We start from the raw sequence: 14,299 nt of genomic DNA on the forward strand, positions 1-14,299 counted from the left end.
GTGACAGTTTCTCTTTGGCAACAATGCATTGGCAGGCTGCAGGATGAGCTTTCAGCGCAGCATTTCAGTATGTGGATCCGTCCACTGCAGGCTGAGATGGATGGTGAAACGCTAGTATTGTATGCGCCAAATCGCTTCGTGCTGGATTGGGTTCGGGATAAATACCTCAACTTGATCAATCAGTTCTTCACCGAACAACTGGGGAATGATGCGCCAAAATTGCGTTTTGATATTGGTAGTCGTCCGGTGGCTAAGCCGGTTGTTGCGCCTGCACCAGTGAACAAAGGTGTTGCGGCTAAAGCAGCAGTGCCTGCGGCAAACGCATTCACAGCAGAAGAGCCAGTGGTGGAGCATGGCTATCGCAGCAATATCAACCCAACTTATCAATTCGATAACTTTGTTGAAGGTAAATCGAACCAATTAGGTAAGGCTGCTGCATTGCAGGTCTCTGAAAACCCTGGCGGCGCCTACAACCCGTTGTTTCTTTATGGTGGTACCGGTTTAGGTAAAACCCACTTATTGCACGCAGTTGGCAACGGCATTTTGAAAAACAAGCCCAATGCCAAAGTGGTTTACATGCATTCTGAGCGCTTCGTACAAGACATGGTAAAAGCGCTGCAAAACAACGCCATTGAAGAGTTTAAACGTTATTACCGAAGCGTTGACGCCTTGTTTATCGATGATATTCAGTTCTTTGCCAATAAAGATCGTTCTCAAGAAGAGTTCTTTCATACCTTTAACGCGTTATTGGAAGGTAACCATCAGATCATCTTGACATCAGATCGTTATCCGAAAGAGATCGACGGGGTGGAAGATCGCCTCAAATCGCGTTTTGGCTGGGGTTTAACAATTGCTATCGAACCGCCAGAGTTAGAAACTCGCGTGGCGATTTTGATGCGTAAAGCATTAGAAAACGGCATTACTCTGCCAGATGAAGTGGCTTTCTTTATTGCGAAACGTTTACGCTCAAACGTACGTGAGTTGGAAGGGGCGTTAAACCGCGTGATTGCCAACGCCAATTTTACCGGTAGACCAATTACTATCGATTTTGTGCGCGAAGCGTTACGTGACCTCTTGGCTCTGCAAGAAAAATTAGTCACTATAGACAACATTCAGAAAACAGTGGCTGAATACTACAAGATTAAGATGGCAGATATGCTATCTAAGCGCCGCTCCCGCAGTGTTGCCCGTCCACGGCAAATGGCAATGGCGTTGTCTAAGGAATTGACTAACCAAAGTTTGCCAGAGATTGGCGATGCATTTGGCGGTCGAGACCATACAACCGTGCTTCATGCTTGCAGAAAGATTGCGCAGCTGCGTGAAGAAAGCCACGACATCAAAGAAGATTACGCGAACTTGATCAGAACTCTATCTTCTTAAATCAGGGATCTACACAATGAAATTTTCTATAGAAAGGGATGAGTTGCTTAAACCATTGCAACTAGTTTCAGGTGCTGTTGAAAGACGTCACAATCTCCCCATTCTCTCTAATGTTCTTGTGGAAGTAAGTGGTCACTCACTTAAGCTAACTGGTACTGATTTAGAAGTGGAACTGGTAGGCTCGGCGCCAATTAGTGGTGAGATCCAAGAGGGGCGAACCACGGTTCCCGCGAAGAAGTTACTCGATATTGTGAAGTCTTTGCCTGAGCACAGCGAAGTCAATATTGAACAACAAGAAAACAAGTGGTTACTGCGTTGTGGTCGCAGCCGTTTTTCGTTGGCGACCCTGCCAGCGGAAGAATATCCGAATGTTGAAAGCTTCGCGCCAAATATCGAATTTACGATTAGCCAAGGATTGCTCAAATCACTGATTGAAGCGACGCAGTTTTCGATGGCGAACCAAGATGTGCGTTATTACCTCAATGGCTTGTTATTTGAAACCGAAGGTAGCGTTTTACGAGCGGTAGCCACAGACGGTCATCGTTTGGCACTGAGTCATCGTTCTATCGAAGCGCAGTTGGCCGAAAACCAAGTGATTGTGCCGCGTAAAGGGGTGATGGAAATGTCACGTCTGTTAGACAGTGACGACCAAACGATTACCTTAGCGATTGGTGAAAATGCCATTCGAGCCACTACGCAAAGTGCTGTACTGACCAGTAAGTTGGTTGATGGACGCTTCCCTGATTATCGCCGCGTTTTGCCAAAAGGTGGAGATAAAGTGGTGATTGCCAGCCGCAATTCGTTGAAACAATCTTTGCTGCGTGCATCTATTCTATCGAATGAAAAATTCCGCGGTGTACGGATTCAACTGTCTGATTCAATTTTGAAGATCAATGCTAACAACCCAGAGCAGGAAGAAGCTGAAGAGATTGTTGATGTTGAGTACAGTGGTCCAGCTCTAGAAATCGGCTTTAACGTGTCCTATCTGCTCGACGTTCTTAACAGCCTCAAGTCTGATGATGTACGTATTACCTTGTCAGATGGAAACTCCAGTGCACTGATTGAAAACCACGTCGAAGAAGATTCTATGTACGTGGTTATGCCTATGCGTCTGTAGGTTTTTGCTGCCTTAATGATTATTCAGCAGCTGCAGGTTGCGCACTTCCGCAATATCCATTCAGCCCAATTGTCTCTCGGCAATGGGCTGAATCTCATTTATGGCCACAACGGCAGCGGTAAGACGAGTCTGCTTGAAGCCATTCATTTTCTTGGTTTAGGGCGATCCTTTCGCAGTCATCTATCACAGCGGGTTATCCAAGAAGGTGAAGAGTGTTTGCAACTCTTTTCCCGGTTAGTCAGTCATGATGAGCAGCAGCACAAGCTGGGGCTTAGGCGCTTTCGCAGTGGCGATACAGAAGTGCGTATGGATGGCGAGCGCATTAAAAAACTATCGCTATTGGCCGAAGCTTTACCCATCCAATTGATCACCCCAGAGAGTTTCGCGCTGCTGTTTGAAGGCCCTAAAGCGAGACGGCAATTTATTGATTGGGGCGCATTTCATTCTGATCCGAACTTTTACCTCAATTGGATGAATGTTAGACGTATATTAAAACAACGTAATCAATTGCTTAGAGATAAAGCCAGCTATCAGCAAATTGCGTTTTGGGATAAAGATTTTTTACGCTATGCCACTGTGGTGACTGATATACGAAAACACTATGTGGACTCGTTAAATGAGCAACTTAAGGGTATAATCGGAGGGTTTTTACCGCAGGTGGAAGTGAAGGTTTCCTTCACCCAAGGCTGGGACAGTAAAACCGATTTTGCCGAGCTCTTGCCGATGCAATATGAGCGTGATTTAGCCACAGGTTTTACGGTCAGTGGGCCACATAAAGCAGATTTACGTTTACGCGTTGGCAATCTACCAGCGCAAGATGCTTTGTCCCGTGGTCAATTGAAGCTGTTGGTCTGTGCGCTACGCATTGCACAGGGAAAATTGCTAAAACAGCAGTTAAACAAAAACAGCATCTATCTGGTGGATGACTTACCGTCAGAGCTAGATAAACAACATAGAAAATTACTGCTGCAGGAGCTGGTGGACACCCAAGCGCAAGTGTTTGTGACCGCCATTGACCCTGCCGCGATATCGGATTCTTTGAACTTCCCACCTGACAGGACGTTCCGCGTGGAGCGGGGGGAAGTGAAGGTCATTGAATAGCCAACGAGAGAATAATATGTCAAACAACAGTTATGATTCTTCGAGTATTAAGGTGCTCAAAGGCCTGGATGCCGTACGGAAAAGACCAGGTATGTACATTGGTGATACCGATGATGGTACCGGTTTGCACCACATGGTATTTGAGGTAGTAGATAACTCTATCGATGAAGCATTGGCGGGTTATTGCAGCGATATCACAATCACTATTCACCTCGATGGCTCTGTATCCGTTAAAGACGATGGCCGCGGGATCCCAGTTGCATTGCACCCAGAAGAAGGGGTATCTGCCGCGCAAGTGATCATGACAGTGTTGCACGCTGGCGGTAAGTTCGACGACAACTCTTATAAAGTGTCGGGTGGTTTGCACGGTGTGGGTGTGTCGGTTGTAAACGCCTTGTCAGAAAAACTGAAACTGACCATTTGCCGTGACGGCCACAAATATGAGCAGTACTACATTCACGGGGAGCCTAAAGCGCCGATTGCAGCGATTGGTGACTCTGATAAAACCGGTACTGAAATCCGCTTTTGGCCAAGCAAAGAAACCTTCACTGATGTTGAATTCCATTACGAAATTTTAGCAAAGCGCGTTCGAGAATTGTCATTCCTGAACTCAGGCGTGGGTATTCGCTTAGTTGATGAGCGCGATCAGAAAGATGAATTTTTCCACTATGAAGGTGGTATCAAGGCTTTTGTTAACTACCTCAACGTCAACAAAACGCCAGTAAACAAAGATATTTTCCACTTTTCACAAGAACGGGAAGATGGCATTACCGTTGAAGTGGCAATGCAGTGGAACGATGGTTTCCAAGAAAATATTTTGTGTTTTACCAACAACATTCCGCAACGTGACGGCGGTACCCACTTAGCTGGTTTCCGCGCCGCGTTGACCCGTAACCTCAACAACTATATGGAAGCTGAAGGTTACAATAAGAAGAACAAAACCAGCGCCACCGGTGATGATGCCCGTGAAGGTTTGACTGCGGTGATTTCGGTGAAAGTACCGGATCCAAAATTCAGCTCGCAAACCAAAGACAAACTGGTATCCAGTGAAGTGAAAGCGGCTGTGGAACAAACCATGGCGGAAAAACTGAACGATTACCTGCTGGAAAATCCGAACGAAGCACGCTTGATTGTATCCAAAATCATCGATGCAGCACGTGCCCGTGAAGCAGCGCGTAAAGCCCGTGAAATGACTCGCCGTAAAGGCGCATTAGATTTAGGTGGTTTGCCAGGTAAATTGGCAGATTGCCAAGAGAAAGACCCAGGTCTGTCTGAAATCTACATTGTGGAAGGGGACTCAGCGGGCGGTAGTGCTAAACAAGGCCGTAACCGCAAGAATCAAGCGATTCTGCCGCTGAAAGGTAAAATTCTCAACGTAGAAAAAGCGCGCTTTGACAAGATGCTGTCTTCGCAAGAAGTCGCCGCGCTGATCACTGCTCTGGGCTGTGGTATTGGCCGTGACGAATATGACCCAGACAAGACCCGTTACCATAACATCATCATCATGACCGATGCTGACGTCGACGGCTCGCACATTCGTACCCTGCTGTTGACCTTCTTCTTCCGTCAAATGCCCGAACTGATTGAGCGTGGTTATATCTACATTGCGCAGCCACCATTGTTTAAAGTGAAAAAGGGTAAGCAAGAGCAATATTTGAAAGATGAGCCAGCATTAACCGAGTATCTGACCAACCAGGCGTTGGACGGTGGTTGTATCTACCCATCAAAAGATGCGCCAGCCATTTCTGGTGCTGCGATGGAAAAACTCGTGCTGCAATATCGTGAAGTTGAAAGTGTGGTGGAACGTTTGGAAAAACGTTTCCCTACTAACGTGACCGATCGCATGATTTATCATCCTCGCGTAACCGCTGAAATGCTGGCCAATGAAACTGATATGGTCAGCTGGTGTAAGGCATTACTGGAAGATTTGGAAGCTCGCGAAACCCACGGTGTGCTGTATAAGCTGGCGCCAACATTAGAGCCAGAGCGTGGTGTGTATTTGCCACAACTGACGGTACGTAAGCATGGTATCGATACCCATTACCTGTTTAGCTATGACTTCTTCCATTCTAACGATTACAACAAGATCGCATCTCTTGGCGAACAGTTGGATGGTTTGATTGAAGAGGGTGGTTTCGTACAACGTGGCGAGCGCAAGAAAGACGTGGTCACCTTTGCTGAAGCGTTGGAATGGCTGGTGGCTGAGTCTAAACGTGGTGTTTACATTCAACGCTACAAAGGGTTGGGTGAGATGAACCCAGAGCAGCTGTGGGAAACTACCATGGACCCTGAAGCACGTCGTATGCTGCAGGTCACCATTGAAGACGCTATCGGCGCTGATCAGCTGTTTAATACCCTGATGGGTGATGCAGTAGAACCTCGTCGCGACTTTATCGAATCTAATGCGTTAAACGTCGCCAACTTGGACGTATAACATTATCCAAGCGTTTAAAAAAATACAAAAAAGGAGGGCTTAGCCTTCCTTTTTTAATGTCTGAATCGTGCACTGTAATCTGTTGAATCGACATAAAAAACGCGCTCCGAATCATCGGTAGCGCGTTTTTAATATTTGCAGCAAAGATTATTGCAGCAATGAGATATCCGCAACCTTGAGGAACAACCCTTGCAGCTTGTTCAGTAGTGCTAAACGGTTGTTACGCAGCGCTGCATCGTCAGCCATTACCATCACATGTTCGAAGAAGTTATCTACCGATTCACGTAGACTTGCCAGTAAGGTCAAGGCGGATTGATACTCACCTTGATCAAACAATGGCGCCAACTGTGGTGCTAATGCGTTTAATGCATCATTGAGTGCGATTTCAGCGGATTCTTGCAGCAGTGCTGGGTTGATGTCGCTTGGCAATTCGCCGTCAACTTTGGCCAGAATGTTCGATACACGTTTATTCGCTGCGGCTAGTGCCAATGCGGGTTCTAGCGTACGGAAGTGGCTCACGGCGTTGATGCGCGCGTCAAAGTCAGCTGGCTTGGTTGGGTAACGCGCCAGTACCGACAGGATTACGTCGGTGGCGATACCTTTATCTTGATACCAAGCACGGAAGCGCGCCATCAAGAACTCGACCACGTCATCAGCGGTATTGGCATTGCTCAGGTTGCTGCCATGAGCAGCAATGGCTTGTGCCACGATATCACGCAGATCTAAAGCCAACTTGTTCTCAACGATGATACGCAACGTACCAATCGCTGCACGACGCAGCGCAAATGGGTCTGCCGCGCCTTTAGGTGCTTGGCCGATACCGAAAATACCGGTCAAGGTGTCCAGCTTTTCGGCCAGCGCTACTGCGCATGAGGTGATAGCTGTTGGTACGCTGTCGCCTGAGAAACGTGGTTTGTACTGTTCTTCCAAGGCAACGGCTACTGCTTCAGTTTCACCATCAAGACGGGCGTAATGCATGCCCATGGTGCCTTGAGTGTCGGTGAATTCCATCACCATGTTGGTCATCAAGTCAGTCTTAGACAACAACCCCGCACGTGCTGCATCAACACCATCAGTGCCTAAGCTGCGCGCGATATAACCAGCAACCTGTGCAATGCGCTCAACACGGTCTTTCAATGTGCCGAGTTGCTGCTGGAATACCACGGTAGCTAAACTCGCGATACGAGATTCAAGCGTTTGTTTTTTATCGGTATTAAAGAAAAATTCAGCATCGGCAAGGCGAGGGCGAACCACTTTTTCGTTACCGGCAATAATCTGCTGTGGATCTTTCGATTCGATATTGGCAACGAAGATGAAGTGAGGCATCAATTTGCCTGCAGCATCAAATACTGGGAAGTATTTTTGGTCACCTTTCATGGTGTAAACCAGCGCTTCTGCCGGTACTTTCAAGAATTTGTCTTCAAATGACGCTGTCAGAACTACTGGCCATTCAACCAAAGATGCCACTTCTTCAAGCAGCGCTTCGTTGATATCAGCTGTACCGCCTAATTTGGCTGCTGCCGCTTCTGCATCGGCTTTAATAATGGCTTTACGTTGTTCGTAATCCACAATCACTTTGCCGCGTTCCAGCAGGGTTTGTTGGTAATCGTCGGCATGGGCGAGTTCAAAGCTGGCTTCACCCATAAAACGGTGACCGCGTACGGTGCGGGCTGAGGCGATGCCCAAAATGCTGCCTTCAACTATCGTGTCGCCAAGCAACATCGTAATTGTGTGTACTGGACGAATAAACTGGGCGGTGTTTGCACCCCAACGCATACGTTTTGGAATGGGCAGTTTGTCCAGCGCGGTTTGTACCATCGCTGGAATCAAGCTGGTGGTGGCGACGCCAGTCACTTTGGCGTGATACACCAGCCATTCACCTTTGTCTGTTGCCAGACGTTCAGCCTCGGCGACTTCAATACCATTACCCCGAGCCCAGCCCTGAGCCGCTTTGGTCGGATTACCATCGGCATCAAATGCTGCTTGAACGGACGGACCACGTTTCTCTACCACTTTATCTTGCTGTGCAGTTGCCAATTGTTCTACTGCAATTGCGAGACGACGCGGAGCCGCAAACCATTTAGCTGCAGTGTAAGCGAGTTCCGCCTTGTTTAACTCTTCAGTAAAATTGGCCAGGAACGACTCGGCCAAGGTACGTAGCGCTTTTGGCGGTAGCTCTTCAGTACCAATCTCAATTAGTAAGTTTTCAAATTTCATACTGCTAGTCCTCACTTACACATTGGGAAGCCAAGAGCTTCACGCGCTTGATAGTAGGCTTCCGCCACACCTTTGGCCATGGTGCGTACGCGTAGGATATAACGTTGGCGCTCGGTCACGGAAATGGCGTGGCGTGCATCTAACAAGTTGAATGCATGAGAGGCTTTCATCACTTGTTCATAAGCGGGCAGTGGTAACGGTTTTTCTAAACCTAATAAGTGGTTACAGGCCTTTTCGCACTGTTCGAACATACCAAACAGGAACTCAACATCGGCGTGTTCAAAGTTGTAGGTAGATTGTTCCACTTCGTTTTGATGGAATACATCACCATAAGTGATTTTGCCCAATGGGCCATCGGTCCATACCAAATCGTAAACACTATCAACGCCTTGAATATACATTGCTAGACGTTCTAAGCCGTAAGTGATTTCACCGGTTACAGGGCTACATTCCAAGCCACCAACTTGTTGGAAATAGGTAAACTGGGTGACTTCCATGCCGTTCAACCATACTTCCCAACCAAGACCCCAAGCGCCCAATGTTGGCGATTCCCAGTTGTCTTCCACAAAGCGAATATCGTGCACGGTTGGGTCGATGCCCAGCGCTTTGAGTGAGCCTAGATAGAGCTCTTGGATATTATCTGGAGAAGGCTTGAGTACTACTTGAAATTGGTAGTAGTGCTGCAAACGGTTTGGGTTTTCGCCATAGCGACCATCGGTAGGGCGGCGTGAAGGCTGAACATAAGCGCTGCTCATTGGCTCTGGGCCGAGTGAACGCAAAAAAGTCTGTGGATGGAATGTTCCCGCACCCACTTCCATGTCCAGCGGTTGGACAATCGCACAGCCTTGCTGTGCCCAGTAATCCTGTAACGTCAGGATAAAACCTTGGAAGGTTTTAACGTCATACTTACTCGTCATGTCTACTGTATCAGCCATTGATAGAAAATGTTTTCGATTATACCTTGTAGGTCACTGGTTATGTAGGTTAATTTTGCCGCAAGACGCCATTTTGCTGGAGATTGCTATGGATTCACTGACTCGTTGTGGTTGGGTTTCAACCGATACTGTGTATCAACAGTATCATGATGAGGTGTGGGGAAGACCGGTTTATGAACCACTGGAGCTGTTTGCCAAATTGTGTCTTGATGGCCAGCAAGCCGGGCTTAGTTGGATCACCATTCTTAAACGACAGCAAAATTACTATGATGCTTTTGCTAACTTCATCCCGAGTGAGATTGCCAAATTTGATGATGCTCGTGTAGATGCGTTGATGCTGAACAGTGGCATTATTCGAAATCGCGCTAAAATTCGATCCATTGTTGGCAACGCCAAAGCCTATTTAGCCATGGAGCAACAGGGTGAGAATTTTAGTGAATTCTTATGGAGTTTTGTTGGTGGAGAGCCACAGGTTAATCACTTTAAGCAATTAAGTGAGGTGCCAGCGCAAACGTCTGCATCATTGGCTATGTCAAAGGCGTTAAAGAAAAAAGGCTTTAATTTTTGTGGGCCGACTATCTGTTATGCGTTTATGCAAGCTGTTGGTATGGTGAATGATCATTTAACTGATTGTTTTTGTTATAATTCATGTATTGATGTTTCACGTGAAACATGAAAATGCGCTGCTACGTAAAATCTGAGTCGTCTGTGGCTAACTTCCGCCACAGAATTTAAAATATTTTTCGATTTTTTACGACTCGAATTCTGCTACCGATCGGATCGACGATATTAAATCTTATAAGATTTATTAATTTTTCCGCTCGAAGCTACAGACCAAATTCAATCCGAGCTGCATAGTTAGACATTGGTTTGTGTTATTTGCCGTCATTGCCAGTGTATTGATGGCAGCAAAACTTGCCGTAGTACTCTCTTGCCTTAGTCGAACCAAGTTAAGAACAAATTTAACTAGTTGATTTGACAGTTACGCCTTCGCAGACTTATCAACAATTCATTGGTGGCAATTTTTAGCAATAGGGACAACGGCTAACTTTTTAGCACAATGTCAAAATCAAATAACGACGGTTTGGTGTTGGTCTGACGGATTAATATGAGGCTTAAAGCCAGCCGTTGGCGTTCTAAGAACGTCCTTTCGAACGACGTGCATTCGTAGGATAGTTTTTCCCCCGCTGGCTATTAAAGGCCTTTCTTGATCAAATATTGAAAAGGCAACGCATCTGTTTGAAAGCTTACTAAGGTGTGGTCCATAAACTGGCAGAAGCCGGGAATGTCGCGAGTAGTCGCTGGATCATCCGCAATAACTAATAATGTTTCTCCCTCATTCATGTGACGTACTTGCTTTCTGATCATCATGATTGGCTCAGGACACCGAAGTCCTAATGCGTCTAAGGTAACATTGGCGTTTTCGAATTCAGTTGAAGATGACATCGTTTACTTCTCGTTTACGGATTGGTTTAGCCGTCGTATTTTATCCCTCTGCGTTAAAGAATGCAGCTGCCAATTTATGTAATGTTTCACGTGAAACAAAAAGGGACTCTTGTAAGAAAGTCCCTTTGAATAAAAGGCAAAAAATTGCGAAGTAAAGTGCTAGTCAACTCTTTCAAAGACGGTACTTATGCCTTGGCCAAAACCAATGCACATGGTTGCCAAGCCAAGACTAGCATCTCGTTGTTGCATGAGGTGTAACAAGGTCGTTGAAATACGGGTTCCTGAACAACCAAGTGGGTGCCCCAACGCTATTGCACCGCCATTCAAATTGACTTTAGTTTCCAGCTGTTCTAGCAATCCCAAATCCTTTACACAGGGTAGTGCTTGGGCTGCGAATGCTTCATTCAACTCAACTAAGTCGATATCATCGATCGTCAACTTGGCTCGAGCGAGCGCTTTTTGGCTGGCTGGTACTGGCCCGTAACCCATGGTGGCAGGATCACAACCAGCAACAGCCATAGATTTAACGCGAGCCATGATTGGCAAACCGAGAGTGCGAGCCTTAGATTCAGCCATCACCAACATGGCCGAAGCACCATCAGACAGTGCGGACGACGAGCCTGCAGTTACGGTGCCATTAACAGGATCAAAAACCGGTTTCAATTGGCTCAATGCCTCAAGACTTGCATCAGCACGAATGACTTGATCTTGCTTACACAAAATCAAATTACCCTGGTCATCGTGGCCAACAACCGGGGCTATTTCATTATCAAAGCTTCCTGCAGTCATCGCAGCATAAGCGCGTTGATGCGAGCGCAAGGCAAACTGGTCTTGCATCTCGCGAGAGATACCATGCAGTTTGCCTAACAACTCTGCGGTTAGTCCCATCATGCCTGAGGCTTTAGCCACCGTCTTACCTAAGCCAGTATGAAAGTCGACACCATGAGACATGGGCACATGTCCCATATGCTCAACACCACCCACAATAAAGATCTCACCCATGCCACACATTATCGATTTGGCTGCTTGATGCAGTGCTTCCATGGATGAGCCACATAGCCGATTTACGGTCACCGCAGCTACAGATTTTGGCAATCCAGCTAATAGTGCTGCGTTGCGACCGATGTTAAAACCTTGCTCTAATGTTTGCTGCACACAGCCCCAAATAACATCCTCTATATCAGTGGGATCGACTTGAGGATGACGGGCTAACAGTGCTTTCATTAAATGGGCTGATAGGTCTTCTGCTCGAACATGACGAAAAACTCCGGCTTTGGAGCGTCCCATTGGAGTACGTAAACAATCAACGATAACTGCATGTTCCATTTTCTACGTCTCCTTAAGCGTGTTGGTAAAAGTGTTCGCCACGTTCGATTCGTAGGCGAACAGAACTTGGTACTTGGTAAAGTGGCCCAAGATGACTAAAGTTTGCCGCCCAATCGATATACTTCGGCAATCCCATTTGCTCAAGATAGCTAAATACACCACCTCTAAATGGCGGAAATCCTAGGCCATAAATTAACGCCAAATCGGCCTCGGCAGCGGACTGCACTATGCCTTCATCAAGGCATAAGAGTGTTTCGTTAATCATCGGGATCATCATCCGTGCAATAATCTCATCTTCTGAAAATTGCGCAGCGGGACTATCTGTCAAATTAGCAAGTTCGGCACATGGTGTTTTAACTGACTTACCACGCTTGTCTTTACTGTAGCTGTAGAAACCTGAACCGGTCTTTTGGCCAAAACAACTGGCCGTAAAAAGCTTGTGAATGGCATCTTGATAAGTCACCGCCATTCGTTCAGGAAACCCCTCAGCCATAACTTGCTGGGCATGATGGGCGGTGTCGATTCCTACTACATCTAACAAGTATGCCGGCCCCATCGGCCAACCAAACACTTTTTCCATCACTTTGTCGATAACGGTATAGTCTGCGCCGTCTGCAACCAGCTGGCAGAACCCGGCGAAATATGGGAATAGCACCCGGTTAACGAAAAAGCCTGGGCAGTCATTAACCACAATTGCGGTTTTGCCCATTTGTGTGGCATATCCCACTACAGTCGCGACAGTCTCGTCGCTAGTGACACTTGATTTGATCACTTCAACTAACGGCATCCGATGAACAGGATTAAAAAAATGCATGCCGCAGAATCGTTCAGGATGCTTTAAAGCAAGCGACAGCTGATTGATAGAGATTGTGGATGTGTTAGAGGTAATGACCGCATTGTCGCTCACATGCTTTTCAACATCAGCAAGTACAAGCGCTTTAACTTTGGGGTTTTCAACCACAGCTTCAACCACAATATCGCTCATTTCAATGGCATCGTAATTCAAGGTGGGTTGAATGCTGTTGAGCACCTGCGCCATTTTCTCTGGTGTTAAGCGTCCACGTTCAATCTGTTTTTGTAGCAGCTTGCTTGCCTCGTTGAGTCCCAGCTGAATCGCATTGGCATTTATATCTTTCATTACTACTGGCACATGCTTCACCGCACTTTGGTAAGCAATGCCCCCTCCCATAATGCCTGCGCCAATCACGGCGGCGTTGCCTGTTGGGCGCGCCAAACTTACATTTCTTTTGGCGAGTGACTTGACGTACTGATCGTTCAAGAATAATTGGATGAGGGATTTTGCGGTTGCTGTTTTGGCTAAACTCATAAACGCATGATGTTCATTTACTAACGCGTGTTCGCGAGTATCTGCAGCACTTTTCTCTATCGCCGTTAGTGCAGCCATCGGTGCCGGATAGTGCTTACCGGCTTTGGCGTAAACGAGCCCTTTGGCGACATTAAACGACATCATCTGCTCTAACTTACTCAAACTGAGCGGTTGCTGCTTTTGCTGCCGCCGCGCCTGCCAATCAATCTCCTCATTTATTGCCAACGCGAGTAGCGCATTGGCGCTTTCAACAAGCTGTTCTTTATTGACTACAGCATCGACTAAGCCTAATGACAGCGCCTCAGTACTGCGACACTCTTTTGCTGACGTAATCAACTCAAGCGCATTATCAACGCCAATGAGCCGAGGCAATCTCACCGTGCCACCGAATCCGGGAATAATGCCCAGCTTGGTTTCAGGAAGGCCAATGCGCAGGTCATCACTCGCAACGCGGAAATCGGTGGCAAGTACGGTTTCACAGCCGCCACCGAGCGCGAAGCTATTTACGGCAGCGACTGTTGGAAAAGGCAGATCTTCGAGTTTATTGAAAATAGCGTTTGCGCTTAGTAGCCATTGATAGAGTTGCGCATCTTCCTCGGCAAAAAGCGTTAAAAACTCGGTAATATCCGCACCAACAATAAAACTGTCTTTAGCAGAACTGAGCACAAGCCCTTGCAGCTGCGGATCTGCATTGACGATGCTATCAAGCGCTTGATTAAAGTCATTAAGGGTTTGCCGATCAAACTTATTAATCGCGCTGTCTTCACGATCAAACAGCAGATGCGCAATACCGTTTTGCTGTGTCACTTTTACCGTTGAACTTTGATAGAGCATGGTCAACCTTCCATTTGAGTGCGCCCTTTGGCCACTTTAGCAACTGGTACGATGAGATTTTAGTGTGGAAGTTTATTAAGCAAATTACAATAACCAATTTAAACAGTTGTTTTAATTTTGTCAGTTGCTTGCAGTTGGTGTTGAAGTTTCTTTATGAATATCAGTTGGATATGTAACTATTT

Annotated in this window: 10 protein-coding genes; 5 read left to right on the forward strand and 5 right to left on the reverse strand. The window is 46.7% G+C overall.

All coding sequences use genetic code 11. From position 1 onward, the window contains the following. From dnaA to gyrB, 4 genes are read left to right on the forward strand one after another with little or no spacing between them, the layout of a single operon-like run. Window positions 1-1,380 (forward strand): chromosomal replication initiator protein DnaA, encoded by a 1,380-nt coding sequence (gene dnaA / locus JYB87_RS00005; protein ID WP_207354904.1) that lies wholly within the window; start codon window positions 1-3, stop codon window positions 1,378-1,380. Window positions 1,381-1,396: 16 nt separating this feature from the next. Next, on the forward strand, window positions 1,397-2,497 hold the full coding sequence (gene dnaN, locus JYB87_RS00010; protein WP_207354905.1) for a DNA polymerase III subunit beta: 1,101 nt from the start codon (window positions 1,397-1,399) through the stop codon (window positions 2,495-2,497). A gap of 15 nt (window positions 2,498-2,512) precedes the next feature. After that, a complete protein-coding gene (gene recF / locus JYB87_RS00015) occupies window positions 2,513-3,598 on the forward strand; it encodes a DNA replication/repair protein RecF (protein WP_207354906.1) in 1,086 nt (361 codons plus the stop codon). Window positions 3,599-3,614: 16 nt separating this feature from the next. Then, on the forward strand, window positions 3,615-6,032 hold the full coding sequence (gyrB, locus tag JYB87_RS00020) for a DNA topoisomerase (ATP-hydrolyzing) subunit B (RefSeq protein ID WP_207354907.1): 2,418 nt from the start codon (window positions 3,615-3,617) through the stop codon (window positions 6,030-6,032). Between the two features lie 147 nt (window positions 6,033-6,179). Here gyrB and glyS read toward each other — a convergent pair whose 3' ends face one another. Together glyS and glyQ are read right to left on the reverse strand one after the other, a co-directional pair. Next, a complete protein-coding gene (gene glyS, locus JYB87_RS00025) occupies window positions 6,180-8,249 on the reverse strand; it encodes a glycine--tRNA ligase subunit beta (protein ID WP_207354908.1) in 2,070 nt (689 codons plus the stop codon). An 11-nt stretch (window positions 8,250-8,260) separates the two neighbouring features. Then, window positions 8,261-9,166, reverse strand: coding sequence for a glycine--tRNA ligase subunit alpha (glyQ, locus tag JYB87_RS00030; RefSeq protein ID WP_207356546.1), 906 nt, complete (start codon window positions 9,164-9,166; stop codon window positions 8,261-8,263). Between the two features lie 106 nt (window positions 9,167-9,272). Between glyQ and JYB87_RS00035 the strand changes: the two genes are divergently transcribed. Continuing rightward, window positions 9,273-9,860, forward strand: coding sequence for a DNA-3-methyladenine glycosylase I (locus tag JYB87_RS00035; RefSeq protein ID WP_207354909.1), 588 nt, complete (start codon window positions 9,273-9,275; stop codon window positions 9,858-9,860). Window positions 9,861-10,378: 518 nt separating this feature from the next. Here JYB87_RS00035 and tusA read toward each other — a convergent pair. From tusA to fadB, 3 genes are all read right to left on the reverse strand, one after another. Beyond that, window positions 10,379-10,630, reverse strand: a complete 252-nt coding sequence (gene tusA / locus JYB87_RS00040; RefSeq protein ID WP_207354910.1) for a sulfurtransferase TusA — start codon at window positions 10,628-10,630, stop codon at window positions 10,379-10,381. A gap of 159 nt (window positions 10,631-10,789) precedes the next feature. Further along, a complete protein-coding gene (gene fadA / locus JYB87_RS00045) occupies window positions 10,790-11,956 on the reverse strand; it encodes an acetyl-CoA C-acyltransferase FadA (protein ID WP_207354911.1) in 1,167 nt (388 codons plus the stop codon). Between the two features lie 13 nt (window positions 11,957-11,969). Beyond that, window positions 11,970-14,117 carry a fatty acid oxidation complex subunit alpha FadB gene (gene fadB / locus JYB87_RS00050; RefSeq protein ID WP_207354912.1) on the reverse strand — a complete coding sequence of 716 codons (2,148 nt, stop codon included), beginning with the start codon at window positions 14,115-14,117 and terminating at the stop codon, window positions 11,970-11,972. Between the last annotated feature and the right edge of the window lie 182 nt (window positions 14,118-14,299).

It is taken from the genome of Shewanella avicenniae (assembly GCF_017354945.1).
Classification (GTDB): domain Bacteria; phylum Pseudomonadota; class Gammaproteobacteria; order Enterobacterales; family Shewanellaceae; genus Shewanella; species Shewanella avicenniae.

Coding starts and splice junctions, on each gene's coding strand:
- dnaN (WP_207354905.1), top strand. CDS start 1,397: ATGAAATTTTCTATAGAAAGGGATGAGTTGCTTAAACCATTGCAACTA.
- recF (WP_207354906.1), top strand. CDS start 2,513: ATGATTATTCAGCAGCTGCAGGTTGCGCACTTCCGCAATATCCATTCA.
- gyrB (WP_207354907.1), top strand. CDS start 3,615: ATGTCAAACAACAGTTATGATTCTTCGAGTATTAAGGTGCTCAAAGGC.
- glyS (WP_207354908.1), bottom strand. CDS start 8,249: ATGAAATTTGAAAACTTACTAATTGAGATTGGTACTGAAGAGCTACCG.
- glyQ (WP_207356546.1), bottom strand. CDS start 9,166: ATGACGAGTAAGTATGACGTTAAAACCTTCCAAGGTTTTATCCTGACG.
- JYB87_RS00035 (WP_207354909.1), top strand. CDS start 9,273: ATGGATTCACTGACTCGTTGTGGTTGGGTTTCAACCGATACTGTGTAT.
- tusA (WP_207354910.1), bottom strand. CDS start 10,630: ATGTCATCTTCAACTGAATTCGAAAACGCCAATGTTACCTTAGACGCA.
- fadA (WP_207354911.1), bottom strand. CDS start 11,956: ATGGAACATGCAGTTATCGTTGATTGTTTACGTACTCCAATGGGACGC.
- fadB (WP_207354912.1), bottom strand. CDS start 14,117: ATGCTCTATCAAAGTTCAACGGTAAAAGTGACACAGCAAAACGGTATT.